Genomic DNA, 24,757 nt, shown 5'->3' with positions numbered 1-24,757 from the left:
GGGTCAGATGCGGCGCAGCACCGCCACCACGCGACCCATGATGGTGGCGTCGTCGCCGGGGATCGGGTCGAAGGCCGGGTTCTGCGGCATCAGCCAGACGTGCCCGTCCCGCCGCCGGTAGGTCTTGACCGTCGCCTCGCCGTCGAGCATCGCGGCGACGATGTCGCCGACCTCGGCGTTGGGCTGCTGCCGGACGACCACCCAGTCGCCGTCGCAGATCGCCGCGTCGAGCATCGAGTCGCCCTTGACCTGGAGCATGAAGACCTCGCCCTCGCCGACCAACTCGCGGGGGAGGGGGAAGATGTCCTCCACCGCCTGCTCGGCCAGGATCGGCCCACCGGCGGCGATGCGGCCCAGCATCGGCACGTACGCCGGGGTGGGGCGCTGCGCGCGGGCGGCCTCGTCGTCGGCCTCGCCCGGGGCCCGGACGTCGACGGCGCGTGGCCGGTTCGGGTCGCGGCGCAGGAAGCCCTTCTTCTCCAGCTCCTTGAGCTGGTAGGCGACGCTGGACGGGGAGACCAGGCCGACCGCCTCACCGATCTCGCGCACGCTCGGCGGGTAGCCGTGCCGCTCGACCCAGGTGCGGATGAACTCCAGGATCCGCCGCTGCCGGGCGGTCAGGTCGACGCTCGTCGGGTCGGGGAAGCTGCTCACCACCGGCGTGACCGGGCGTACCGCCGCCGGGGCGGTGCGGCTGCGGGCGGCGCGGGGGCGGCGGGTCGCCGGAGGACCCGCCCCGTCGTTCGGCTGCGGGTTCTTCTGCCGGCTGGCCCGGTCCTCGGTCACGTCCGTCCCTCCCTGGTCGGCGCTGGGGTGCCTCGTCGGCTCGTGGTGCGTGTGGTCTGACCGTATAGGTGAGATCGGTCATTTTCAAACATCTGTACGACCTGCTGTCGGCGTGTCGTGCCGAATTCCTGGATTTCCGAACTGTTGTTCTGATAGAAGAGTACGCCGCTCGTACAGATGTTCCATTGCGGCGGGCCGTGTCCAGCGCGGGAGGCCGTCCGTTGGGCTCCTCGGCGGGGTCGCGCCGACCGTGATTCTGATGACGCGCCGGACACGCCCGCCAACTTGACCTCGCTTGGGGTTCGGCATACGGTCGACCCCTAGATGTAGTAGTCACACGGGCGTAAGTCGCCCACAGGTTGGGTTCAACTACCGAACGCACTCCCGCACCGCGCATCCGGCGACGGTCATCGGACGATGACTCCGCCGTGCCGACGTGTGCCCGGGAGCCGGTAGGTGTGCCCGCGATCGACGGAGGAGGTCGGGCCCATGCGCTGTCCGTACTGCCGGCACGCCGACTCCCGGGTGGTCGACTCGCGGGAGGCCGACGACGGCCAGCTCATCCGGCGGCGGCGGTCCTGCCCGGAGTGCGGCAAACGGTTCACCACCGTCGAGGAGGCGGTGCTCGCGGTGGTCAAGCGCAGCGGGGTGACCGAGCCGTTCAGCCGTACGAAGATCATCGGCGGGGTGCGCAAGGCGTGCCAGGGGCGGCCGGTCGACGACGACTCGATCGCGCTGCTGGCACAGAAGGTCGAGGAGACCGTACGGGCCAAGGGGGCGGCCGAGATCCCCAGCCACGAGGTGGGCCTGGCCATCCTCGGCCCGTTGCGCGACCTCGACGAGGTGGCCTACATGCGGTTCGCCAGCGTCTACCGGTCCTTCGACTCGCTCGCCGACTTCGAGCGGGAGATCGAGACGCTGCGGGCCGCCGCGCGCGCCCGGGAGGGCGCCGGTGCCGGTGCGGCGGACGCCGCCGGCGCGATCAGCTGACATTTTCGGGTTTCTGACAGGTACACGAGGCGCGGTGGGTGACCGTGCCGACGAGGGGGGCGAGGGCGTGACGACCAGCAGGTCACGGAACAAGGCCGGGGCGGGGCTGAAGATCGAGCGCGTCTGGACGACCGAGGGGGTGCATCCCTACGACGAGGTCACCTGGGAGCGCCGCGACGTCGTCATGACGAACTGGCGGGACGGCTCGATCAACTTCGAGCAGCGCGGGGTGGAGTTCCCCGAGTCCTGGTCGGTGAACGCGGCGAACATCGTGACCACCAAGTACTTCCGGGGCGCGGTGGGGACCCCGGAGCGGGAGTGGTCGCTGCGGCAGCTGATCGACCGGGTGGTCGACACCTACCGCACCGCCGGTGAGGAGTACGGCTACTTCGCCACCCCGGCCGACGCCGAGGTGTTCGCGCACGAGCTGACCTGGATGCTGCTGCACCAGGTGTTCAGCTTCAACTCGCCGGTGTGGTTCAACGTCGGCACGCCGTCGCCGCAGCAGGTCAGCGCCTGCTTCATCCTGTCGGTCGACGACTCGATGGACTCCATCCTCGACTGGTACAAGGAGGAGGGGCGGATCTTCCAGGGCGGCTCGGGCGCCGGGGTGAACCTGTCCCGCATCCGTTCCTCGAAGGAACTGCTCTCCTCCGGCGGCACCGCCTCCGGCCCGGTCAGCTTCATGCGCGGCGCGGACGCCTCCGCCGGCACCATCAAGTCCGGCGGCGCCACCCGGCGCGCGGCCAAGATGGTCATCCTCGACGTCGACCACCCGGACATCGAGGAGTTCGTGGCGACCAAGGCGCGCGAGGAGGACAAGATCCGCGCGCTGCGCGACGCCGGGTTCGACATGGACCTGGGCGGCGCCGACATCGTCAGCGTGCAGTACCAGAACGCCAACAACTCGGTCCGCGTCTCCGACGAGTTCATGACCGCCGTGGAGAACGGTGGCGGCTTCGACCTGCGCGGCCGGCTCGACGGGCAGACCATCGAGACGATCGACGCGAAGAAGCTGTTCCGCACCATCTCCCAGGCCGCGTGGGAGTGCGCCGACCCGGGCCTGCAGTACGACGACACCATCAACGACTGGCACACCTGCCCGGAGACCGGGCGGATCACCGCGTCGAACCCGTGCTCGGAGTACCTGCACCTGGACAACTCCTCGTGCAACCTGGCCTCGCTGAACCTGATGAAGTTCCTGCGCGCCGACGGCGGCTTCGAGGTGGAGAAGTTCGTCAAGTCGGTCGAGTTCGTCATCACCGCGATGGACATCTCGATCTGCTTCGCCGACTTCCCGACCGAGAAGATCGGTGAGACCACCCGCGCCTACCGGCAGCTCGGCATCGGGTACGCCAACCTGGGCGCGCTGCTGATGGCCTCCGGCCTGCCGTACGACTCGGAGCAGGGCCGGGAGGTGTCCGCCGCGATCACCTCGCTGATGACCGGCACCGCCTACCGCCGGTCCGCCGAGCTGGCCGGCATCGTCGGGCCGTACGACGGCTACGCCCGTAACGCCGAGCCGCACAAGCGGGTCATGCGCAAGCACGCCGCCGCCAACGACGCGATCAAGCCGACCGGCACCGTGGGCACCGCCGTGCAGCGCGAGGCGACCAAGCAGTGGACGCTGGGCAACAAGCTCGGTGACAAGCACGGCTGGCGCAACTCGCAGGCCAGCGTGCTCGCCCCGACCGGCACCATCGGCCTGATGATGGACTGCGACACCACCGGCGTCGAGCCGGACCTGGCGTTGGTGAAGTTCAAGAAGCTGGTCGGTGGCGGCTCGATGCAGATCGTCAACCAGACCGTGCCGCGCGCCCTGCGCAGCCTCGGCTACCCCGAGGAGCAGGTCGAGGCGATCGTCGAGCACATCGCCGACCACGGCCACGTGGTGGACGCCCCGGGCCTCAAGCCGGAGCACTACCCGGTCTTCGACTGCGCCATGGGCGAGCGCTCGATCGCGCCGATGGGCCACGTGCGGATGATGGCGGCCGTCCAGCCGTTCATCTCCGGCGCCATCTCCAAGACGGTCAACATGCCGGAGCAGGCCACCGTCGAGGACGTCGAGAAGATCTACTTCGAGGGCTGGAAGCTCGGCCTCAAGGCGCTGGCGATCTACCGGGACAACTGCAAGGTCGGCCAGCCGCTGTCGGCGGCGAAGAAGAACAAGAGCACCGTCGAGACCCAGGCCCCGGCCGCCGAGCCGGAGAAGGTCGTGGAGAAGGTCGTCGAGTACCGCCCGGTGCGCAAGCGGCTGCCGAAGAAGCGCCCGTCGGAGACTATCTCCTTCTCGGTCGGCGGCGCGGAGGGCTACCTCACCGCCTCGTCGTACCCGGACGACGGTCTCGGCGAGGTCTTCCTCAAGATGTCGAAGCAGGGCTCGACCCTGGCCGGCGTGATGGACGCCTTCTCGGTGGCCATCTCCATCGGTCTCCAGTACGGCGTCCCGCTGGAGACGTACGTCAGCAAGTTCACCAACATGCGCTTCGAGCCGGCCGGCATGACCGACGACCCGGACGTGCGGATGGCCGCCTCGGTGATGGACTACATCTTCCGTCGCCTGGCGCTGGACTTCCTGCCGTACGACCGCCGCGCCGAGCTGGGCATCTTCACCGCCAAGGAGCGGGCCGCCCAGCTCGCGGCCGAGGCGGAGGCGGAGGCGAGCGGTGCGGACCTCACCGCGATGGCCGCCTCCGCCCCGGTCGAGGCGCCGGAGCCGAAGACCGGCCCGGTCGCGCAGCCGGCGCAGGAGATGGCCGACGTCGCCGCGGTCAAGCCCGCTCCGGTGGTGGGTTCCAGCACGGAGCTGCTGGAGGCCGTGATCGGCAAGGCCGCCGACGCGCCGCTCTGCTTCACATGCGGCACGAAGATGCGGCCCGCCGGTAGCTGCTACGTCTGCGAGGGCTGCGGCTCCACCAGCGGCTGCAGCTGACGACCGACCGAAGACGCGAGCGCGGCAGGGACCTCCCTGCCGCGCTCGCGCGTGCTTTGGCGAGTCGGGCTCAGCGCAGGGTACGGAGGAACACCTGCCACGGCTGACGCCCAAAGCGCAGAACCGGGCCGGACGCATCCTTGCTGTCGCGGATCAGGATGCTCCCGTTGACTGCGGCAATCTCAACGCACGCTCCGCCGTTGTTGTCGCTGCGACTCGATTTGCGCCACTTGATGCCGATCCGGTCTGTCATGCCACCTCCATTTCCTGCCAGCGCCTGGCACGAGCACCGCCGAGGTGGGCGCTCAGCGCAGGGTGCGGAGGAACGCTTGCCACGGCTGACGCTTGAAGCGTAGAACCGCGCCGCCTGCATCCTTGCTGTCGCGGACTTCTACTGCCTGGTCGGCGTATCTCGCTTCGACGCAGGCTCCGTTGGTGCCGCTCCGGGTGCTCTTGCGCCACTGCGAGTCCACGTCCGCCTCCTACTCCACGGGCAGCGCGCCTCGGATTGCTTTGATCATTGCCGCCGAGTCGGTTGGCGACAGGGCCGCGGCGCGCAGGCTGTTGAACACCACCGTACAGCGGCGCACATCCTCGCCCTCCGCGTAGAGATCGCCCGTCAAACCCTCGATGTACACCACGCTGGGGCCGTCAGCGAAGTTGAGGATGTGGAAGCTCGACAGCATGGAAGCGTAGGCACCTTCCCGGAACGGGATCACCTGGACCGTGACGTTCCATCGGCTGCCGGCGTCGAGCAAGGCGGTGAGCTGGTCGGCCATGACGGCTGCACCACCGATCTGGCGGTGCAGGACTGCTTCGTCCAGTACAGCTACCAGGCGGAGCTTGCCCGACGAGATCAGCTCCTGGCGGTGCGTCCGGACGGCGACTCGCCTCTCGACCGCCTCGGGTGAAGGTTCGAAGGCATCCTCCGCCATCATCGCCCGCGAGTATGCCGGTGTCTGGAGCAGGCCCGGCACGACAAGCGTCTCGAAGGTCTGCACCTCCTCGGCTGCGGATTCCAATCCGATGTACTGCCGATACGACGAGGGTAGATCCCCGTATTTCGCCCACCAGCCGCGCTGCTTCCCGGTGCGCGCCATCGACAGCAGCGTGTCGCGCAGTTCGGCATCGGTGACGCCGTAGCGATCAAGCAGCGCGTTGAGCGCAGGGCCTTTGATACCGACCCGACCGGCCTCGATGCGGCGCAGGGTGCTCGCGGTCACCTCGATTGCCGCCGCTGCTTCCTCGGCGGTGACATCGGCCTGCTCTCGCGCTTTGCGTAACTGCGCCCCGAGCTGGAAGCGAACGAAGGTCGGACTTTCCATGCCGGTGATTGTGCCGCCGGCCGGCGTGCGGTGGACACGCGACACGCCCGCACGACATGCGCGCACATCGTTGACTGACTGAAAATGCGCGCGCAAAATTACCCGCGCATGAACAAAGTAGGAGGCGGCATGCGTGCTCGTGTGTCGTACGAGGAGTACGTGTTGGCGGTCGCGCTGACCCTCGCCCGGCGGCACCGTCCGGTGTGGTCCTGGCGACGCTGGCGGTGGATCTGCCGCTGCGGTGCGGAACTGCCGTGCCGCGCACGCCATCGCATCCCGATCCGTCGCGGCCACTGGCCGGGTGAGGAGCAGACGTGACGGAGCCGCAGGTCCGGCAGATCCTGTCGGTACACGTACCCGGCGTCGACGGCTTCTGCACGGGGTGCCGGGCATGGTGGGCGCGTCTGTGCCCGTACCCCTGTCAGCAGGTCGAATGGGCGGCCCGCAGGCAGGCGCGGACCGCCACCCGGCGCTTCCTGGACGGCCTCCGGTGACCACCCACGGGCCGGTTCTTCCGGTGTGGAGCTGCGGTGGGTGTGGCGCTCCGTGGCCCTGCCCGACGCGGCGTCGCGAGCTGCGGGCCGAGTTCGCCGGAGCGCCGGTGTCGTTGAGCTTGTACATGGGGTCCTATCTGGTGTGGGCGGCGGAGGATCTGACCTGGGTACCGGCCGGGGTGTTGCATCAGCGCTTCCTCGGGTGGGTGCGATGAGTGTCATTCGGCCGGGCGACGAACGGTTCCACTACTGCGACGGCTCGCACCGGTGGGTGCCGCTCGATCCGGACTTCGACCAGGAGGTCTGGGAGGCCATGGTGCGCGAGCACCAACAGCGGCACCTGGAGGAGATCTCCCGAGGGCTTCGTCCCCGTCGGCCCAAACTTCCGTAGGTGCCCACTGTCACAGCCCATCGCGTACGCGAGCTGGAATGCTCGGGGGATGAGCACGACCGACATCTATCGGGCGTTCGCCGAGCGTGAGGCGCGCGGCGTGTCCCCGGCGTACGAGCGGTTGTCGCGGGTGGTCGCCGGTGACCCGGAGCTGCTCGCCCTGCTCGACACGCTGCCACCGGCCAAGCGTCAGCCGAACCTGCTGTTCGGGGTGGTACGGCTGCGCGGCGGGCCGGTGGACGACCCGGCGGCGTTCCGCGCGTACGTGATGGGGCACTGGCCGGACGTGGCGGCGCAGATGCGGGTGCGGGCGACGCAGACGAACGAGGCGGGACGCTGCGCGGCTCTGCTGCCGGTGCTCGCCGCGTTGCCGCAGCCGCTGGCGTTGCTGGAGGTCGGCGCCTCCGCCGGGCTGTGCCTCTACCCGGACCGGTACGCCTACCGCTACGGCGATCGGCGGATCGGCGACGGCGAGCCGTTGCTCGACTGTGACCTGACCGGGACCGATCCGCCGCGACGGCTGCCCGAGGTGGTGTGGCGGGCCGGGCTGGACCTGAACCCGCTCGACGTCACCGACCCGGCCGACGTGGCCTGGCTGGAGGCGCTGATCTGGCCGGAGCACCGGCACCGCCGGGACCGGCTGCGCGCCGCGGCGGCGGTCGCGGCGGCCGATCCGCCACTGCTGGTACGCGGTGACCTGGTGGACGACCTGCCGGCGCTGGCCGAGCAGGCCCCGGCCGGGGCGACGCTCGTGGTGTTCCACAGCTCGGTGCTCTACCAGGTGCCGAAGGCGCGCCGGTACGCGTTCACCGCGCTGGTCCGGACCCTGCCCGGCCACTGGATAGCCAACGAGGACCCGTCGGTGCTGCCCCACGCCGACCTGCCGGAGCCGCCCACCGACGGCTTCCACAACGTCCTGGCCCTCGACGGCCGTCCCGTGGCCTGGACGACAGGCCACGGCCAGGCCCTCACCTGGCTCCCCACCCCCACCCCAATCCCGAGCGCGTGATCATGAAGTTGGCGGTGCGACACGCCGACGCGGCGACCGTCAACTTCATGATCGAGGGGTGGGGCAGGTGGGTGTGAGCGAACCCGGGTGGCTGGTGGAGACGCGGGCCGCGTACGACACGGTCGCCGAGGACTACGCGCGGCTGCTGCCCGACGTGGTGGAACCACCGCTGGACCGGGCGCTGCTGGCCGCGTACGCCGAGACGGTCGGGCCGGGCCGGCCGGTGCTGGAAGTGGGCTGCGGCACCGGTCGCGTCACCGCCCACCTGCACCGGCTCGGCCTGGACATCGGCGGCGTCGACCTGTCGCCCGGCATGGTGGCGGTGGCCCGCCGCGCGTACCCGGAGCTGCGTTTCGAGGTGGGCTCGCTGACCGAGCTGACCGTGCCCGACGCCTCGCTGGCCGGGCTGGTCTCCTGGTACTCGATCATCCACCTGCCACCGGAGCTGCTGCCCGGGGTGTTCGCCGGTTTCCACCGGGCGCTCGCCCCGGGCGGTCACCTGCTCCTCGCGGTCAAGGCCGGTGACCGGTGCGTACGGCTGGAGCGGGCGTACGGCCACGACGTCGCGTACGACGTGCACTGGCTGCCGCCGGAACGACTGGCCGCGCAACTCGCGACGGCCGGGTTCACGGTCTCGGCGACGCTGGTCCGCGCGCCGGTCGCCACGGAGCGGCAGTCCCAGGCGTTCCTGCTGGCCGAGCGGACCATCCGTGGGGGATGTTAAAAGGGGGCCCCTCCTATGCAGAAAACGTTAAGCAGGGGCCCTTCCTTACACTTCAGCGGTGCGTGACGAGCTGGCGGACCGGCCGCTTACCGAACCGCACCCGTCGCGGCTGTCGCCGGATCACCCGGGGCGGGACCGGATCCTGGCCGTGCACGCCGCCGCCCTGGCCGCCGGGGAGGCCGGCTACCTGGACCCGGAGACCGGACTGTTCGTGCTCAGCGCGGGCTTCCTGGCCCGGCGAGGGACGTGCTGCGGGCGAGGATGTCGGCACTGTCCGTACGTAACCGATTAGGGGCTTCCGTCCCCGCGCGGGCACGCCGTACGGTGTCCGACGGAACTCCGGCGGGTCGGACCCGCCGCCGACCGCGGAGGTCTCCCGTGCGTGCCCGAATCTGGCTGGCCGTGCCGGCCGTCCTGCTCGCCGCCGGCTGCGCCGAGGAAGCCCCGACGGTCGACGTGCCGACGGAGCCGCGCCCACCGGTCGCGGTCGCGGCCGCCTCCTCGGGCGGCGCCTGCCGGCTGCTCGACTTCGCGGTGATCGCCGAGCACACCGGTGGCGAGTTCGACGTGGCCGCCGCCACCGAGCGGGGCGACACGCACACGTGCGTGGTGCGCGCGGCCGGGGCGGTGCTGCCGGAGCTGACGCTGTCGGTCACCGAGACGTCGATCGACGCGGCCACGTTCACCCTCGACGTGCAGCCCAGCGGCGCCACGAAGATCACCAAGCTGGGTAAGGCCGGCTACCGGCGCACGCTGCCCAAGACCGCGAAGGCGGGCCCGGTCGCCGAGGTCGGCTGGCTGGCCACCGAGGGCCGGCTCGCCACCCTGCGCTGGACCGCCCCCACCGGCACCGCCAAGGCGGAGGCGGACAAGACGGCCGGCAAGCTGGTCACGCTGGCCAAGGTGATCGACACCCGCCAGCTCTGACCCGGGTCAGCGGGCCGCGACGAACACCCGGGACGCCACCTCGCGGGGCAGGCGGACCCGGTCGCCGGAGCGGTCGATGGAGACGCCGTCGCGTTCCTGCGCCACGGTCACCGTCGCGCCCGGGTCGACACCGGCTGCGTGCAACTGCCGGAGCACGTCCGAGTCGGTCTGCACGCTCTCGCAGATGCGGCGCACCACGACCTGGCCGGACAGGCCCGGGAAGGCCAGGTTGCGCTCGCTCTCGCCGGCCTCGACCGTCGGCTGGCCCGGGTCGCCCAGCTCCTCCAGGCCCGGGATCGGGTTGCCGTACGGCGAGCGGGTGGGGCGGTTGAGCAGGTCGAAGACCCGCTTCTCCACCGCGTCGCTCATCACGTGCTCCCACCGGCAGGCCTCTTCGTGGGCCTCCTCGTAGGGCATCCCGATCACGTTCACCAGCAGCAGCTCGGCCAGCCGGTGCTTGCGCATCACCGACACGGCGGTGTTGCGACCCGCCGGGGTGAGGCTCAGGTGCCGGTCGCCCTCGACCGTGAGCAGGCCGTCCCGCTCCATCCGCGCGACGGTCTGGCTGACGGTCGGGCCGCTCTGCTTGAGCCGCTCGGCGATGCGGGCACGCAGCGGCGGCACACCCTCCTCCTCGAGTTCGAGGATGGTGCGCAGGTACATCTCGGTCGTGTCAACAAGGTCGTGCTTCACGTCAGCGGCCTCCCGGGCACCGATGGTACCCGTTACCACCGACCATCGACGGCAGGCGAAGCCGGAGGTGGCGGCCCGGATGGTGTTGACTGGACCGCATGTCCGCCACCGCAGACCTGCTGGTCGAGCCCGACCGGCTCGCCGCCGAACTCGATCATGCCGATCCGCCGACCCTGCTCGACGTCCGCTGGCGGCTCACCGGCCCGCCCGGCCGCGCGGACTACGCCGCCGGCCACCTGCCCGGCGCGGTCTTCGTCGACCTGGACACCGAGCTGTGCGGGCGGCCCGGCGCCGCCGGCCGGCACCCGCTGCCGGACCCGGCGGCGTTGCAGGCCGCGCTGCGGGCGGCGGGCGTCCGCGCCGGTCACCCCGTTGTCGTGTACGACGGCGGCGACGGGATGTCCGCCGCCCGGGCCTGGTGGACGCTGCGCTGGGCGGGCCACCGGCAGGTGCGGGTGCTGCACGGCGGCTACCCGGCCTGGACGGCAGCCGGCCTGCCGGTCGACACCGGCGTACCCGCCCCGGCGCCGGGCGACGTGACGGTGACGCCGGGCGCGCTGCCGGTGCTGGACGCCGCGCGGGCCGCCCGGCTCGCCGCCGCCGAGCCCGGGGTGCTGCTCGACGTACGGGCCGCGCCGCGCTACCGGGGCGAACACGAGCCGGTCGACCCGGTCGCCGGGCACGTGCCGGGCGCGGTCAACCTGCCCGCCCCGGAGTACGTCACGCAGGGGCGGTTCCCGGACGCGGACGCGCTGCGGGAGCGGTTCGCCGCCGCCGGGGTGGACGCGGGCGCGCCGGTCGGCGCGTACTGCGGCTCCGGGGTGACCGCCGCGCAGGCCGTGCTCGCGTTGCACCTGGCCGGCCGCCCGGACGCCGCGCTGTACGTCGGCTCGTGGAGCGAGTGGGTGGCCGACCCGGACCGTCCGGTCGCCACCGGTGGCACGTCCGGCCGGTGAGCGTACGTCAGGTGGGCGCACCCGGGCCCACGTGCGACGATGGCCGCATGGCCGACGACACGGTGGTGGTGTGGGACGAGGCTCTCCTCACCTACGACATGGGCGACCATCCGCTGGACCCGGTCCGGGTCGAGCTGACCATGGCGCTCGCCCGCGAGCTGGGGGTGCTGGACCGGCCCGGCGTGCGGCTGGTCAAGCCCGAGCCGGCCGACGACGCGCTGCTCACCCGCGTCCACGATCCGGCCTATCTGGACGCGGTCCGGGCCGCGCCGCGCGACCCGCTGTTCGCCGGGTTCGGCCTGGGCACCTCGGACAATCCGGTCTTCGACGGCATGCACGAGGCGAGCGCGCTGATCGCCGGCGCCACAGTGGCCGCCGCCGAGGCGGTCTGGCGCGGCGACGCCCGCCGCGCCGTGAACGTGGCCGGCGGGCTGCACCACGCCATGCCCGCCCGCGCCGCCGGCTTCTGCGTCTACAACGACCCGGCCGTGGCCATCGCCCGCCTGCTCGACCTCGGCGCGCAGCGGATCGCGTACGTGGACGTGGACGTGCACCACGGCGACGGCGTGCAGGAGATCTTCTACCGCGACCCGCGGGTGCTCACCATCAGCCTGCACGAGACGCCGCTCGCGCTGTTCCCCGGCACCGGGTTCCCGGACGAGACCGGCGGGCCGGGCGCGGAGGGCACCGCCGTCAACGTGCCGCTGCCGCCCGGGGTCGGCGACGCCGGCTGGCAGCGCGCGTTCCACGCGGTCGTGCCGTCGGTGCTGCGCGCGTACCGGCCGCAGGTGCTTGTCACCCAGTGCGGCGCCGACGGGCACCGCAAGGATCCGCTGGCCGACCTGCACCTGTCGGTGGACGGGCAGCGGGCCACCTACCGCTCGCTGCGCGCGCTCGCCGACGAGCTGTGCGACGGCCGCTGGATCGCCACGGGCGGCGGCGGGTACGCGCTGGTCGAGGTGGTGCCCCGGGCCTGGACGCACCTGCTCGCGATCGCCACCGGCGAGCCGGTCGACCCGGCCACGCTGACCCCGCCGGGCTGGCGGGACCTGGCCGCGCGGCGGCGACCCGGGCACGAGGTGCCGCTGCGGATGACCGACGACGTCGACCCGTCGTACCTGCCGTGGCAGCCCAGCGGCGAGCCGAACGCGGTGGACCGGGCCGTCGCGGCCACCCGCAAGGCGGTCTTCCCGCTGCTCGGGCTCGACCCGCACGACCCGCGCGACTGAGCCGGCGGCAGGGAGGACCGACCGGTGACCACCGTCGAACAACCGGTGGACGTGCTGCTCAGCGACGGTACGACCGTCCAGCTGCGACAGATCCGTCCCGAGGACGCGCCCGAGATCGTGGCGATGCACGGCCGCTTCTCCGAGCGCACCCGCTACCTGCGCTACTTCTCGCCGTACCCGCGTATCCCGGAACGCGACCTGAAGCGTTTCGTCAACGTCGACCACCGCGACCGGGAGGCGTTCGTGGTGCTGGCCGGCGAGCGGATCGTCGCCGTCGGCCGGTACGAGCGCCTCGGCCCCGCCTCGCCGGAGGCCGAGGTGGCGTTCGTGGTCGAGGACGCCTACCAGGGCCGGGGCATCGGCTCGGTGCTGCTGGAGCACCTGGCCGACGCGGCCGGACGCAACGGCATCGTGCACTTCGTCGCCGAGGTGCTCCCGGCCAACGGGGCGATGTTGCGGGTCTTCGCCGACTTCGGCTACCAGGTCCAGCGCCAGTACGCCGACGGCGTGGTGCACCTGACCTTCCCGATCGCGCCGACCGAGGCGACGCTCGAGGTGCAGCGCGGCCGGGAGCACCGTACCGAGGCCCGCTCGATCGCCCGGCTGCTCGCGCCACGCGGCATCGCCGTCTACGGCGCCAGCACCACCGGCCAGGGCGTCGGCGCGGCGCTGCTCGGGCACCTGCGCGACGGCGGGTTCACCGGCGCGATCGTGCCGGTGCACCCGAGCGCGGCGACGGTGGCGGGGCTGCCCGCGTACCCGTCGGCGGCCGACGCCGGCCAGGACGTCGACCTGGCCGTGGTGGCGGTCCCGCCGGACGCGGTGACCGACGTGGTCCGCGACGCGGCCCGGGCGGGCGCGCACGGCCTGGTGGTGATCTCGGCCGGGTTCGCCGAGTCCGGCCCGGCCGGCGCGGCGGCGCAGCGCGCGCTGGTCCGCGCCGCGCACCTGGCCGGCATGCGGGTGGTCGGCCCGAACTGCCTCGGCGTCGCCAACACCGACCCGGCGGTACGCCTCAACGCCACGCTCGCCCCGGTGCTGCCCGCGGCGGGCCGGGTCGGCGTGTTCAGCCAGTCCGGCGCGTTCGGGGTGGCGCTGCTGGCCGAGGCGTCCCGCCGTGGGCTCGGCCTGTCCAGCTTCGTGTCGGCCGGCAACCGGGCCGACGTGTCCGGCAACGACCTGCTGCAGTACTGGCAGGACGACCCGGCCACCGACGTCATCACGCTCTACCTGGAGACGTTCGGCAACCCGCGCAAGTTCGCCCGGCTGGCCCGGCGCATCGGCCGCAGCAAGCCGGTGGTGGCGCTCGCCTCGCTGGCCCGGCCGCCGGGCGTGGGGGAGGCGCCCGCGCTGGACGCGGCGGCGGTGAGCGCGCTGTTCGCCCAGTCCGGGGTGATCCGGGTGGACACCGTGTCCGAGCTGCTCGACGTGGGTGTGCTGCTGGCCCACCAGCCGCTGCCCGCCGGGCGGCGCGTCGCGGTCGTGGGCAACTCGTCGGCGCTGACCGGGCTGGCCGCCACCGCCTGCGCCGCTCAGGGACTGACGGTCGCCGACGGGTACCCGCGGGACGTCGGGCCGAGCGCCGGGGCCGCCGCGTACGCCGCCGCGCTCGGTGACGCGGTCGCCGACGAGCGGGTCGACGCCGTGGTGGCGGTGTTCGCGCCGCCGCTGCCGGGCCAGCTCGCCGACCCGGTGGCCGACTTCGCCTCGGCGCTGCCCGACGCGCGGGTCACCGGCAAGCCGGTGGTGGCGACGTTCCTTGCCGGGCTCGTGCCGGCCGGGGTGCCGGCGTACCCGAGCGTGGAGGAGGCGGTACGCGCGCTGGGCCGGGTCACCGCGTACGCGGACTGGCTCCGGCGGCCCGCCGGCGTGCTGCCGGAACTTCCCGACGTGGACCGGACGGCCGGGCACGCCGCGCTGCGGCCCGACGGAGCCGACGCGGCGGCGTTGCTGCGCGCGTACGGCATCGACGTGGTGGAGTCGGTCCCGGCGACGACGACGGAGGAGGCGCTGGCCGCCGCCGAGCGGCTCGGCTGGCCGGTGGCGCTCAAGGCCGCCGCCCCCGGGCTGCGGCACCGCCTCGACCTCGGCGCGGTACGCCTCGACCTGGCCGACGCCGCCGCGCTGCGCCGCGCGTACGCCGAGATGGCCCCGGCGTTCGGCGCGGAGGTGCTGGTCCAGCCGATGGTCGCGCCCGGCGTGGCGTGCGTGGTGGAGCTGGTGGAGGATCCGGCGTTCGGGCCGGTGGTCGGGTTCGGGCTCGGTGGCGTGGCGACCGAGCTGCTCGGCGACCGGGCCTGGCGGGCGGTGCCGCTGACCGACCGGGACGCCGCCGAACTGGTCGACGAGCCCCGGGCCGCGCCGCTGCTGCGCGGGCACCGGGGCGCCGCGCCGGTGGACCGGGCGGCGCTGGTCGACCTGCTGGTGCGGGTCGGGCGGCTCGCCGACGAGCAGCCCCGGGTGCGGTCGCTCACGCTGAATCCGGTGCTGGCCCGGCCGGACGGCATCTCGGTGCTGCACGCCACCGTGCGCACCGGCGCGGAGGTCGCGCGCCCGGACACCGGCCCCCGCCGCTTGTAAGGAAGGGCCCCTTATTAACGCCTCCGGTAGAGGAAGGGCCCCTTCTTAACAGCGCCCGCCCGCGCGACCCGCAGCGCCCGCCCGCGCGACGGCCGCGCGCCGCCGCGCCCGACCGCGGGCGCCGCAGCGCTCAGCCGCGGGCGGAGATCTGCTGCACCGACCACCCGTTGCCGTCGGGGTCACGGAAGAAGACGAAGCCGACGTTGTCCAGCGGGTGCGGCACCGGGTGCGGGTTCTGGCCCATCACCTGGATCTCGCTCACCTCGACGCCCCGCTCGACCAGTTCGGCGCGCGCCCGTTCCAGGTCGGCCACGACGAGTTGCAGGCCCTTGAGTGAGCCCGGCGGCATCTCCGGCACGACGCCCCGGCCGAGGACGATCGAGCAGCCGGAGCCCGGGGGAGTGAGTTGCACGATCCGCCCCATCCCGCCGAGATCGGTGTCGTGGTCGACGGCGAAGCCGAGCCGTTGCGCGTAGAACTCCTTGGCCCGGTCCAGGTCGGAGACCGGTACGACCACCACTTCCAGCGTCCAGTTCATGTTGTCGCTCCTGTTGTCGAGTCGGTGTGCAGCACGGCGGTGAGCCGGTCGAACGCCTCGCTCAGGCCGCGGATCATCGGGTAGCGCAGGACGGTGTCGCGGCCCTGCGGGGTGGCGTAGCGCAGGTGGGTGACGACTGTCGTCCGGTCCGCCGAGCCGGTGAAGTCGTGCCGCACCAGCGTCTCGCCCGGGTAGGACTGGTCGTCGAAGAGTTCGGTGCAGACCAGCCGCGCCGGCGGGTCGATCTCCCGGTACGTGCCGCCCTGGGCCATCAGGTCGCCGTCCGGCCCGCGGGAGACGAACCGCCAGCGTCCGCCCACCCGCAGGTCCACCTCGCATTCGACGAGATGCCAGCCGCGTGCGCCCCACCAGCGCATCAGCAGTTCGGGGCGGGTGAAGGCGGCGAACACCAGATGCCGGGGAGCGGCGAAGTCGCGGCTGAGCCGGATCTCCCGGTCGCCGTGCAGGGTCACGGTCAGGCCGGTCACCGCTGCTCCTCGGCGGTCAGTTCGGCGAGCACCTCGTCCAGGCGCGCGTAGCTCTCGGCCCAGTAGTCCCGGTAGTTCGCCAGCCACGCCACGGCCTCCCGCAGCGGCCGGGCGTCGAGCCGGCAGGGGCGGCGCTGCGCGTCCCGGCCGCGGGTGACCAGGCCGGCGCGTTCGAGCACCTTGAGGTGCTTGGAGACGGCCGGCTGGCTCATCGCGAACGGCTCGGCCAGCTCGGTGACTGTGGCCTCCCCGGCGGCCAGCCGGGCGAGGATGGCCCGCCGGGTGGGGTCGGCGAGCGCGGCGAAGGTGGCGTCGAGCAGATCCGGGGGCACGTTCATAACCTCCTGGTTGTGTAACCATTCGGTTCTATACGCTGGGAGGTGCCCCGGTCAAGCGCGACAGGCCCCGGCGAACCGCCGGGGCCTGTCGGGGCAGGGGTGGATCAGCAGGCGTACGCCTCCAGCCGGTTCGCCCGCTCCGGGTCGCGCAGCTTCAGCAGCGTCACCTTCTCGATCTGCCGGATCCGCTCCCGGGACAGCCCGAACTCGCGGCCCACCTCGTCCAGCGTGCGCTGCCGGCCGTCGTCCAGGCCGAAGCGCAGCCGGATCACCGCCTGCTCCCGCTGGGACAGCGTGGCCAGCACGATCCGGACCTCGTTGCGCAGCTCGCCGTTGGTGGCGGCGTCGCCCGGCTCGGTACGCGGGTCGACGGCGGCGACGAAGTCGCCGAGCGCGCTCTCGCCGTCCTCGCCGACGGCCTGGTCCAGGCTGACCGGCTCCCGGTCGTAGGAGATCAGCTCGATCACCTGGAACTCGGGGATCTCCAGCGCCACGGCCACCTCGCTCACGGTGGGCTCGCGACCCAGCGACACGGACAGCTCACGGCGTACCCGGACCATCCGGTTGACCTGCTCGACCATGTGCACGGGGATGCGGATGGTGCGGGCCTGGTCGGCCATGGCGCGGGTGATGGCCTGGCGGATCCACCAGGTGGCGTAGGTGGAGAACTTGTAGCCCTTGGTGTAGTCGAACTTCTCGACGGCGCGGATGAGGCCGAGGTTGCCTTCCTGGATGAGGTCGAGGAAGGCCATGCCGCGACCGGTGTAGCGCTTGGCGATGCTCACCACCAGCCGCAGGTTCGCCTCCAGCAGGTGGTCCTTGGCGGCGCGGCCCTCGGCCGCGATCAGCGCCAGGTCCGCGCGCAGCTCGGCGGAGACGGGGGTGCAGGTGGCCAGCTTCTCCTCGGCGAAGAGGCCGGCCTCGATCCGCTTGCTCAGCTCGACCTCCTGCGCCGCGGTGAGCAGCTTGGTGCGGCCGATGCCGTTCAGGTACGCCCGGACCAGGTCGGTGGAGACGCCGCGCTCGTCGGTGGCGTCGAGGTCCGTGAGGGTGACGTCCATGTCCTGGTGCTCGATCATCTGCTGGGTCATCTCTGTTCTCCCCGTGTCCGACGTGCCTACCGGTCCCGTGCCGCCCACGCGGTGGGGGCCGATGACAAACAGCTTGGCGGTCGGGGCGTGAGACGGGAGTGAGGCGATCGGGGACCCGACAGGAATCCACGTGGGAATCCGGCATTCCCTTGTCCGGCGCGGTTACCGTGCCACCGACCGGCCGTCGGGGCCGGCCCGGCACTGATGATCGGAGAACGTGGTGGTCTTCAAGCGGCTCATGCAGGCGATGGGTGTGGGCGGACCGTCGGTGGAGACGGTCCTGGCCAACCCGAACTGTCGCCCGGGCGGCGTTCTGGAGGGCCGGATCCAGGTGGTCGGCGGCGACCACCCGGTGGACGTGAGCTACGTCGCGCTCGGTCTGGTCACCCGGGTCGAGGTGGAGAGTTCCGATTCGGAGTACGACGTCAACCAGGAGTTCGGCCGCGCCCAGATGACCGGCGCGTTCCGGCTGGAGCCGGGGCAGCGCTACGACGTGCCGTTCCGCTACCAGGTGCCCTGGGAGACCCCGCTCACCGACCTGTACGGCCAGCACCTGCACGGCATGACGATGGGTCTGCGTACCGAGCTGGAGGTGGCCCGGGCGGTGGACAAGGGCGACATGGACGCCGTGTCGGTGCACCCGCTGCCCGCCCACGAGCGGCTGCTGGAGGCGCTGCTGCGGCTGGGCTTCCGCTTCGCGCGCGCCGACGTCGAGCGTGGGCACATCTACGGCGTACGCCAGCAGTTGCCCTTCTATCAGGAGATCGAGTTCTACCCGGCGCCGCAGTACGCGGGCGCGATGAACCAGCTCGAGGTCACCTTCGTCACCGATCCGCAGCAGGTGCACGTGGTGCTGGAGCTGGACAAGCGGGGCGGTCTGTTCACCGAGGGCCGCGACGCCTTCGGCCGGTTCACGGTGGACCACGCCACGGCGGAGCAGACCGACTGGGCCGCCCAGCTCGACGGCTGGCTGCGGCAGTCGCTGTCCCGCCGTGGGCTGTTCTTCTAGAGATCGAGCACGAGGGTCCGGGGACCGACGTTGACGCTCTCCACCAGCATGTGGGCGCGGAAGCGGCCGGTCTCCACCTTCGCGCCCCGGGCGCGCAACTGTTCGACCACCGCGTCCACCAGAGGTTCGGCCACCTCGGCGGGAGCGGCCGCGGTCCAGCTCGGCCGCCGGCCCTTGCGCGCGTCGCCGTAGAGCGTGAACTGGCTGACCACCAGCAGCGGCGCGCCGACGTCGGCGGCGCTGCGTTCGTCGTCGAGGATGCGCAGCTCGTGCAGCTTGCGGGCCATCGTGGCGGCCACCTGCGGGGTGTCGGTGTGGGTGACGCCGAGCAGCACCAGCAGCCCGTCGGTGATCTCACCGGTCACCTCGTCGTCGACTGTCACCCGGGCCCGGCCGACCGTCTGCACCACCGCCCGCATCAGTCGGTCACCGGCTCGATGATGCCGCGCTCGACCAGGTGCGCCACGATCGGCCCGGCCGCCTCGGCCAGCTCGTCCGGCGTCACGTCGTGCGCGGCGGCCAGCAGCGAGAGCTGGTCGCGCAGCGGCAGCCGGCCGTCCGCGCCGCCGACCAGGGCGAGCACCAGCGGGTCGATCTCCTCCGACCAGCGCAGCCCGCGCGGCATGGCCAGGACCTGCCGGTCCACCGCCCAGCCGTCGTCGCCCATGGTGGCCTCCTGCCGGAGCTGGAGCCCTTCGGCGGCGCGGTAGCGGGCGGCGAGCAGGCCCTCGGTGTCCCGGGCGCGCAGCCAGTCCTGCCTGGTGAACCACTCGCCGATCCGGTCGCCCAGCGGCGGCTCGACCCGCTGGCGCAGGTCCTCCACCCGGACGACCGGCTGGGCGTGGCCGGAGCGGCGTAGCGAGACGATGCCGAAACCGATCGCCTCCACCTTGTGCGCGTCGAACCAGTCCAGCCAGGCTGCCATCCGCTGCGGGTCGGCGCTCTCGCCGACGTCGGTCAGCCAGAGGTTCACGTACGCCATCGGGTCGGCCACCTCGCGCTGGATGACCCAGGCGTCCAGGCCGGTGCCGGCGAACCAGCCGGTGACCCGCTCGGCCCAGTCCTCACCGGTGACGTGCACCCAGTTCGCCAGGTACTGCATGGTGCCGCCCTCGGTGAGCAGGTCCGGCGCGGCGGCGGCCAGTTCCGCGCCGATCGCGTCGCCGACCCGCCCGGAGTCCCGGTAGACGTGCGTGGTTGTGCCCGGCCCGACCACGAACGGCGGGTTGCTGACCACCAGGTCGAAGCGGCGTCCGGCCACCGGGGCGACCATGTCGCCGCGCAGCAGTTCCCAGTCCTGTCCGTTGAGGGCGGCGGTGGTGGCGGCGAACCGCAGCGCCCGCTCGGAGACGTCGGTGGCGGTGACCCGGCGGGCGTGGGTGCCCAGGTGCAGCGCCTGTACGCCGGAGCCGGTGCCGAGGTCGAGCGCGGTGTCCACGACCGGGCGTACGGCCGCCGAGATCAGGGTCTGGGTCGCGCCGCCGATGCCCAGCACGTGCTCGGCGTGCAGCGGACGGCCGGGCCGGGCGCTGGCGGGCACGTCGGCGAGCACCCACCAGTCGTCGCCGTACGGCTCCAGGTCGACAGCGGCGCGAAGGCCGTCGCCGTGCCGCTCGACGATGCCCCCGGCCAGCGCCTCGTCCAGCGCCAGCGGGGCCAGCGCGTCGGCGACCGCCGCCTCCGGCTCGGTCTGGTCGCAGATGAAGACGCGGATCAGCGTGGCCAGCCGGTCCCGGTCCTCGGTGGCGCGCAGCGCGGCCCGGTAGTCGTTGCGGGCCACGCCGCCGGTGCCCTGCGGGCCCAGGCGGTCGGCGATCCCGTTGGCGGTGAAGCGGGCGAGTGTCAGCGCGGTGCGCAGCGCGTCGACCCCGGCGGGGGAGAGCAGCATGTCGTGACGGTCCACGTGCTCATCCTGCCTCGGGCGCCGTCCGGCGTGGCGCGCACCCGCCGATCCATAACGTGGACCGTATCTATCGGCAACTATCTCTTTCATGTTTGTCGATCTCTGGTTAGCATTCCTGCCAACATCCGTCGATGGGGTGATCCGGCCACAAACCGGGCTGCCCCGGTAGGGAGCCAGACGATGCCCGACGTGTCCCTTCCCCGGCGCCGCGCGCTGCGTGCGCTCGCCGTCACGGCCGCCGCCGCGGCCTTCGCCGCCGCCGCCTCCACGCCCGCTCTCGCCGCGCCCACCGGGGAGATCCGGTACGCCGGTGCCGCCGACGCCGTCAGCGGCAGCTACGTGGTCGTGCTCAAGGGCGACGCGGTCGGCACCGCGAACACCCTCGCCGCCCGTACCGCCGTCCCGGACCGGGCCGCCGGCCTGGCCAAGCGCTACGGCGGCAACGTCGGCACGGTGTGGAGCTCCGCTCTCACCGGCTACAGCGCGAAGATGACCGCCGCCCAGGCGCGCCGGCTCGCCGCCGACCCGGCGGTCGCGTACGTCGAGCAGGACCGCGTCATGACCACCCAGGGCACCCAGACCGGGGCCACCTGGGGCCTGGACCGGATCGACCAGCGCAACCTGCCGCTGAACAGCACCTTCACCTACCCGAACACCGCCAGCAACGTGCGCGCCTACATCATCGACACGGGCATCCGCACCACGCACAGCGACTTCGGCGGCCGGGCCACCTGGGGCACCAACACGGTCGACACCAACAACACCGACTGCAACGGCCACGGCACCCACGTCGCCGGCACCGTCGGCGGCACCAAGTACGGCGTGGCCAAGGGCGTGCGCCTGGTGGCCGTCAAGGTGCTCAACTGCTCCGGCAGCGGCACCACCGCCGGCGTGATCAGCGGCGTCAACTGGGTCACCTCGAACGCGGTGAAGCCGGCCGTGGCCAACATGAGCCTCGGCGGCGGCGCCAGCACCACGCTGGACAACGCGGTGGCCAACTCGATCAACTCCGGCATCACGTACGCGCTCGCGGCCGGCAACTCCAGCGCCAACGCCTGCAACTCGTCGCCGGCCCGGGTCGCCGCGGCGATCACGGTGGGCGCCACCACCAGCACCGACGCCCGTGCCTCCTACTCCAACTACGGCTCCTGCGTGGACATCTTCGCCCCGGGTTCGTCGATCACCTCGGCGTGGCGGACCAGCGACACCGCCACCAACTCGATCAGCGGCACCTCGATGGCGTCCCCGCACGTGGCCGGCGCGGCGGCGCTCGTGCTGTCCGCCAACACCTCCTACACCCCGGCTCAGGTGGCCAGCTACCTGACCAGCAACGCCACCACCGGCAAGGTGACCAGCCCGGGCTCGGGCTCGCCGAACCGGCTGCTCTTCGTCGTCAACTGACGACACGGGTGACCTGACCACACCGTGGGCCGCGGCCCGGTGGACCTCCCAGAGGTCCGCCGGGCCGCGTCACGTCAGTGAGCGGACTGGCAGATCGGCAGGCTCGTCAGCCGCTGGGAGTAGTGGTCGGCCAGGGCCGGAAAACGGGCATGAGTCTCGTTCATCAGGCCGCTGTGCCACGCCTCGCGGAGGCGGTCCACCGTCCGGGCGACCGTCTCCAGTGTGCGGCCCGGATCACCGCCTGCACCGTCCGCCAGTCGGTGGAAGTGCTCCTGGTCGATGAGCGCCGGGACGGTCTCGGCACCGAGGCTGAGCGCCAACGGCGACCAGCGGTAACGGGAATAGACCGACAGTGAGTGGAAGTCGTAGACCGGAGCCAGGCGTGGCGTGCGGCCGTCCGGATAGATCAGGGCCCAGTTCTTCAGGTGCCCGTCGGTGTTTCCGACCACCAGCATCGCGACCAAGCGGCTGATGAAGTCGAGGTAGCCGTCCTCTCCGGTGAGTTGGAGGATCGCTGCGGCCAACGTGTCGTAGCTCGCGCCCGACTCGCTGTACTTGAACATCGGCCCGATGTCCGCAACCTGGGCGAAGTCCTCCACGTGGATACGCCCGGTGGTCGACCGGTCGAACCGCCGGATGAGGTAGACGAGGTCACCGGGATCGATCATTCCGTCGGGGAGACCCTTCACGGCATCCGCCCGGATCAGGTCCACCGGCGGCACCGGGAAGTCAGCCGCGCGAAGCCAACTCATCGTGAGGTACTCGTTGACGGGAAGATTTCGCAGGCCCTGGTCGGGCAGCTTCACGATCCACCAGGAACCCTGCCCGCTCACGGGAACAGCCAGGCGGTCTGCGGAGATCGAATACTTGAGCTGCACGCCTGCCAGGGAATGCCGCAGAGGATGGTTCGCTTCATCCAGCGCGTTGGAGATCACGTCATCCGCCGGCTCGACATCGGCGTGAACCGTCACCGCCCCCGGCAGGTTGCCGCCCACACGTAGCAGCAGCGTGAAGTCGCCGATGTTCCCCCCGCCCAGTTCCCGGACGATCTGGCGGCGGAGGGCACCCTCCGGCAGGAGGTTGGCGAACCAGGCGGGCAGGCCCACCCTCGCCCGCCGGATCGCCCGCGGATCGTCCTCGAAGACCTGCCCCAGCACTTGGTGCCGGGGCGAGGCGAGATCGTCGTCGTAGCTGAACTCCGAGCCGCCCTGCCGGAACCTCAGCTCGCCTACCTGTCTACCGTGCAGCCGTACTTCGGCAGTGACGACTGCCATGTCAGGCGACCGGTCGGAGAATGTCAGCCATCGCGCGGCCGTCCCGCGCGCCCCACTCGGCCATGCGGTTGACGTGCTCGGTGATGGTCCGCTCGCACGACCTGCCGCGTAGCTCGAGGAAGGCTGGCCAGTCTTCGCGCGCCAATCGTTCCTGCGCTTGCTCGTCGATCAGGTGGCTGGCGGCGACGGCCGGTTCAGCCGACGCGAGGAGCTGCGGTGACGGGCGTTCCCCGGGCGGCAGGATGAACCGGTTGGCGATCGTTCCGCCAGCGTGTCCACTGACGGCCAGGAGTGGTCTCAACGGGCTCCCTTGGTCGAGCAGGCGGCTGACGTCCAGAATCTCGCCCCGGAACGGGTCGCGAGGTTCGGCAGAGAGCAACCCGAGCGTGTTGAGCTTCGCCATCGCGTGATTGAAGTGGACCTTGTCCAGTTCCGCGACGAAATCCGGGAACTGCTGCACCTGCCGCAGCAGGTTCGTTGCCGCAGCTTGCGCGGTGGAGGTGCCGACCGCCTCGACCTGGCTGCGGATGTCCGCGACGCTCACTGCGCGGGCCCGCGTTCCAGCGACCGCGCTCCGCCAGACCCAGCGTCGAAGCAGAGTCGCCGGCCGGCCGGCCGGTACGCCGTGCAAGCGGATGAAACGGACCAGGATCGGCAGCACGTGGGAGTAGGGCAGCAGCCTGATGTGTGGGATGCCGCAGGTACCGCGGAGGAATTCGACGGCCTCACGCAGTCGTGCGGCGACCTCGCGCAGCGTCTCGCCCGGGTCGTCCCGCGGCCCGAACTCCTGGCGGAAGTCCTCCCGGAAGATGTCTCCACCTCGGTACGCCAGGACGCAGCGGAGGGTCAACCGATCGTCAAGCGCGCCAAATCCCAGGACGGCGGGAACCTGACCCAGTTCGTGCAGGCTGCTCAACTCGTCGCCGACGGCGCCGGCATGCAGAGCCTGGAAGACCTCGGACTTGGTCAGGCGTTTGCCGGTCGAGTTCATCCGCGTGAAGATCTCGAGCAGCGCGTGCTCATCGGCGGAGTGCACCACGTAGGTCGGGATCTGGTACTCGCGGATCGCTTTGGCGGCTTGGTCGGCCAGCGCTAGCTGACTCTCTGACAGCCACGAGTTGTCGCGCATCCAGCGGAGCAGGACCGCGGTGTCGAGCAGGAAGCTGACGGGCACCCAGGTACGTGGGGGCCGTTGACGGGTGCCGGCGGTGTGAAATTCGCCGGTGTCGAGATCGAGGTGGATGCGAAATCGTGGATCGACAGCTTGGTCAGCCATGGTCAGCGCGCCGACGATGGACACGATGCGCTGCTGCCCGTCCACCACCCAGAGGGCGGCGGTTACCTCGGGAGCCTCGATGTCGAGCGGCCCCACCTGGAGCCGCTGGGCCGGTGCGGGGCGTTGCCAGAGAAGCAGATTCCCGATTGGAAATCCGCGCAACAGACTGTCGAAGAGCCGGACGATGTCCGATCCCTCCCACTTGAAGGAGCGCTGAAAGGGGGGAATCCGCACCAGCCCTGCCGTGACGTCCCGGACCAGATCTTCGGGCGTGCGGTACTCGACGCGGGGCCTCTCCAGACTCGGCACGGCAACCTCCGTTGGGACGACGCACCGAGGGTAACCGTTCTGCTCCTCGCGGCTTGTTCAGGCACTCGATGTCTCCTGTCGGAGAGTCGGCACC

At 71.9% G+C, this 24,757-nt stretch carries 27 protein-coding genes; 14 read left to right on the top strand and 13 right to left on the bottom strand.

Annotated features, from left to right (window positions below):
- Window positions 1–3: 3 nt before the first annotated feature.
- Window positions 4–786, bottom strand: coding sequence for a transcriptional repressor LexA (lexA, locus tag HA073_RS00665; RefSeq protein ID WP_043325711.1), 783 nt, complete (start codon window positions 784–786; stop codon window positions 4–6).
- Between the two features lie 489 nt (window positions 787–1,275).
- Here lexA and nrdR point away from each other — a divergent pair, with 489 nt between their 5' ends.
- Together nrdR and HA073_RS00655 are read left to right on the top strand one after the other, a co-directional pair.
- Entirely contained in the window at window positions 1,276–1,776 is a 501-nt protein-coding gene (gene nrdR / locus HA073_RS00660) for a transcriptional regulator NrdR (protein WP_013284751.1), read from the top strand.
- Between the two features lie 34 nt (window positions 1,777–1,810).
- The gene (locus tag HA073_RS00655; RefSeq protein WP_043325710.1) at window positions 1,811–4,708 is read left to right on the top strand and encodes a vitamin B12-dependent ribonucleotide reductase; all 2,898 of its coding nucleotides are present in this window, start codon (window positions 1,811–1,813) and stop codon (window positions 4,706–4,708) included.
- Between the two features lie 70 nt (window positions 4,709–4,778).
- Here the strand turns inward: HA073_RS00655 and HA073_RS00650 are convergent, their stop codons facing one another.
- The 3 genes from HA073_RS00650 to HA073_RS00640 are packed head-to-tail and all read right to left on the bottom strand — an operon-like array spanning window position 4,779 to window position 6,033.
- Entirely contained in the window at window positions 4,779–4,961 is a 183-nt protein-coding gene (locus tag HA073_RS00650; RefSeq protein ID WP_082931023.1) for a DUF397 domain-containing protein, read from the bottom strand.
- 52 nt (window positions 4,962–5,013) lie between these two features.
- Window positions 5,014–5,181 carry a DUF397 domain-containing protein gene (locus HA073_RS00645; protein ID WP_082931024.1) on the bottom strand — a complete coding sequence of 56 codons (168 nt, stop codon included), beginning with the start codon at window positions 5,179–5,181 and terminating at the stop codon, window positions 5,014–5,016.
- Window positions 5,182–5,190: 9 nt separating this feature from the next.
- Window positions 5,191–6,033, bottom strand: coding sequence for a helix-turn-helix transcriptional regulator (locus tag HA073_RS00640; protein ID WP_047891729.1), 843 nt, complete (start codon window positions 6,031–6,033; stop codon window positions 5,191–5,193).
- Window positions 6,034–6,162: 129 nt separating this feature from the next.
- Between HA073_RS00640 and HA073_RS00635 the strand changes: the two genes are divergently transcribed.
- The 7 genes from HA073_RS00635 to HA073_RS00600 all read left to right on the top strand — a co-directional run bounded on the left by HA073_RS00635 (window position 6,163) and on the right by HA073_RS00600 (window position 9,578).
- Window positions 6,163–6,351 carry a hypothetical protein gene (locus HA073_RS00635; RefSeq protein ID WP_064447123.1) on the top strand — a complete coding sequence of 63 codons (189 nt, stop codon included), beginning with the start codon at window positions 6,163–6,165 and terminating at the stop codon, window positions 6,349–6,351.
- Complete coding sequence (locus HA073_RS00630; RefSeq protein ID WP_069089355.1) at window positions 6,348–6,527, top strand: hypothetical protein; 180 nt, start codon at window positions 6,348–6,350, stop codon at window positions 6,525–6,527. Before HA073_RS00635 ends, HA073_RS00630 begins: the two co-directional genes overlap by 4 nt.
- A gap of 211 nt (window positions 6,528–6,738) precedes the next feature.
- Window positions 6,739–6,918, top strand: coding sequence for a hypothetical protein (locus HA073_RS00620; RefSeq protein WP_064447124.1), 180 nt, complete (start codon window positions 6,739–6,741; stop codon window positions 6,916–6,918).
- A 49-nt stretch (window positions 6,919–6,967) separates the two neighbouring features.
- Window positions 6,968–7,927, top strand: coding sequence for a DUF2332 domain-containing protein (locus HA073_RS00615; protein WP_166455471.1), 960 nt, complete (start codon window positions 6,968–6,970; stop codon window positions 7,925–7,927).
- A gap of 73 nt (window positions 7,928–8,000) precedes the next feature.
- A complete protein-coding gene (locus HA073_RS00610; RefSeq protein WP_064447126.1) occupies window positions 8,001–8,651 on the top strand; it encodes a class I SAM-dependent methyltransferase in 651 nt (216 codons plus the stop codon).
- Window positions 8,652–8,709: 58 nt separating this feature from the next.
- Window positions 8,710–8,943 (top strand): DUF5522 domain-containing protein, encoded by a 234-nt coding sequence (locus HA073_RS00605; protein ID WP_069089357.1) that lies wholly within the window; start codon window positions 8,710–8,712, stop codon window positions 8,941–8,943.
- Window positions 8,944–9,029: 86 nt separating this feature from the next.
- Entirely contained in the window at window positions 9,030–9,578 is a 549-nt protein-coding gene (locus HA073_RS00600; protein WP_064447128.1) for a hypothetical protein, read from the top strand.
- Window positions 9,579–9,584: 6 nt separating this feature from the next.
- Here HA073_RS00600 and HA073_RS00595 read toward each other — a convergent pair whose 3' ends face one another.
- Complete coding sequence (locus HA073_RS00595; RefSeq protein WP_030502956.1) at window positions 9,585–10,271, bottom strand: metal-dependent transcriptional regulator; 687 nt, start codon at window positions 10,269–10,271, stop codon at window positions 9,585–9,587.
- Window positions 10,272–10,369: 98 nt separating this feature from the next.
- Between HA073_RS00595 and HA073_RS00590 the strand changes: the two genes are divergently transcribed.
- The 3 genes from HA073_RS00590 to HA073_RS00580 are packed head-to-tail and all read left to right on the top strand — an operon-like array spanning window position 10,370 to window position 15,036.
- A complete protein-coding gene (locus HA073_RS00590) occupies window positions 10,370–11,227 on the top strand; it encodes a sulfurtransferase (RefSeq protein ID WP_113971748.1) in 858 nt (285 codons plus the stop codon).
- Between the two features lie 47 nt (window positions 11,228–11,274).
- Window positions 11,275–12,456: an acetoin utilization protein AcuC gene (locus HA073_RS00585; RefSeq protein ID WP_166455470.1), complete on the top strand. Its 1,182-nt coding sequence runs from the start codon at window positions 11,275–11,277 to the stop codon at window positions 12,454–12,456.
- 24 nt (window positions 12,457–12,480) lie between these two features.
- Window positions 12,481–15,036: a bifunctional GNAT family N-acetyltransferase/acetate--CoA ligase family protein gene (locus HA073_RS00580; protein WP_140946186.1), complete on the top strand. Its 2,556-nt coding sequence runs from the start codon at window positions 12,481–12,483 to the stop codon at window positions 15,034–15,036.
- Window positions 15,037–15,166: 130 nt separating this feature from the next.
- On the opposite strand, the gene HA073_RS00575 is transcribed toward HA073_RS00580, so the two are convergent.
- The 4 genes from HA073_RS00575 to sigB all read right to left on the bottom strand — a co-directional run bounded on the left by HA073_RS00575 (window position 15,167) and on the right by sigB (window position 17,491).
- On the bottom strand, window positions 15,167–15,574 hold the full coding sequence (locus HA073_RS00575) for a VOC family protein (RefSeq protein WP_043325703.1): 408 nt from the start codon (window positions 15,572–15,574) through the stop codon (window positions 15,167–15,169).
- Window positions 15,571–16,062, bottom strand: coding sequence for an SRPBCC family protein (locus HA073_RS00570; protein WP_064447132.1), 492 nt, complete (start codon window positions 16,060–16,062; stop codon window positions 15,571–15,573). Before HA073_RS00570 ends, HA073_RS00575 begins: the two co-directional genes overlap by 4 nt.
- Entirely contained in the window at window positions 16,059–16,400 is a 342-nt protein-coding gene (locus tag HA073_RS00565; protein ID WP_197494908.1) for a helix-turn-helix transcriptional regulator, read from the bottom strand. The genes HA073_RS00570 and HA073_RS00565 overlap by 4 nt, the downstream gene beginning before the upstream one ends.
- Before the next feature lie 104 nt (window positions 16,401–16,504).
- Window positions 16,505–17,491: an RNA polymerase sigma factor SigB gene (gene sigB / locus HA073_RS00560; RefSeq protein ID WP_043325701.1), complete on the bottom strand. Its 987-nt coding sequence runs from the start codon at window positions 17,489–17,491 to the stop codon at window positions 16,505–16,507.
- Between the two features lie 220 nt (window positions 17,492–17,711).
- On the opposite strand from sigB, the gene HA073_RS00555 reads away from it, so the two are divergent.
- Window positions 17,712–18,500 carry a sporulation protein gene (locus HA073_RS00555; RefSeq protein ID WP_043330535.1) on the top strand — a complete coding sequence of 263 codons (789 nt, stop codon included), beginning with the start codon at window positions 17,712–17,714 and terminating at the stop codon, window positions 18,498–18,500.
- Here the strand turns inward: HA073_RS00555 and dtd are convergent.
- Window positions 18,497–18,919: a D-aminoacyl-tRNA deacylase gene (gene dtd, locus HA073_RS00550; protein ID WP_069089362.1), complete on the bottom strand. Its 423-nt coding sequence runs from the start codon at window positions 18,917–18,919 to the stop codon at window positions 18,497–18,499. The genes HA073_RS00555 and dtd overlap by 4 nt on opposite strands.
- On the bottom strand, window positions 18,919–20,403 hold the full coding sequence (locus tag HA073_RS00545; protein WP_281604929.1) for a methyltransferase: 1,485 nt from the start codon (window positions 20,401–20,403) through the stop codon (window positions 18,919–18,921). The genes dtd and HA073_RS00545 overlap by 1 nt, the downstream gene beginning before the upstream one ends.
- Window positions 20,404–20,583: 180 nt before the next feature.
- Here HA073_RS00545 and HA073_RS00540 point away from each other — a divergent pair, with 180 nt between their 5' ends.
- Window positions 20,584–21,804: a S8 family peptidase gene (locus HA073_RS00540; RefSeq protein WP_043325696.1), complete on the top strand. Its 1,221-nt coding sequence runs from the start codon at window positions 20,584–20,586 to the stop codon at window positions 21,802–21,804.
- Between the two features lie 74 nt (window positions 21,805–21,878).
- On the opposite strand, the gene HA073_RS00535 is transcribed toward HA073_RS00540, so the two are convergent.
- Complete coding sequence (locus HA073_RS00535; RefSeq protein WP_043325695.1) at window positions 21,879–23,078, bottom strand: type II toxin-antitoxin system HipA family toxin; 1,200 nt, start codon at window positions 23,076–23,078, stop codon at window positions 21,879–21,881.
- Between the two features lies 1 nt (window position 23,079).
- Window positions 23,080–24,663, bottom strand: coding sequence for a DUF262 domain-containing protein (locus tag HA073_RS00530; RefSeq protein ID WP_069089363.1), 1,584 nt, complete (start codon window positions 24,661–24,663; stop codon window positions 23,080–23,082).
- Window positions 24,664–24,757 lie beyond the last annotated feature (94 nt).

Origin of the sequence: Micromonospora sp. CMU55-4 (assembly GCF_011602315.1) — a bacterium.
GTDB classification, from domain to species: Bacteria; Actinomycetota; Actinomycetes; order Mycobacteriales; family Micromonosporaceae; genus Micromonospora; species Micromonospora chalcea.
This window is presented reverse-complemented; position numbering and strand designations above follow the sequence as displayed.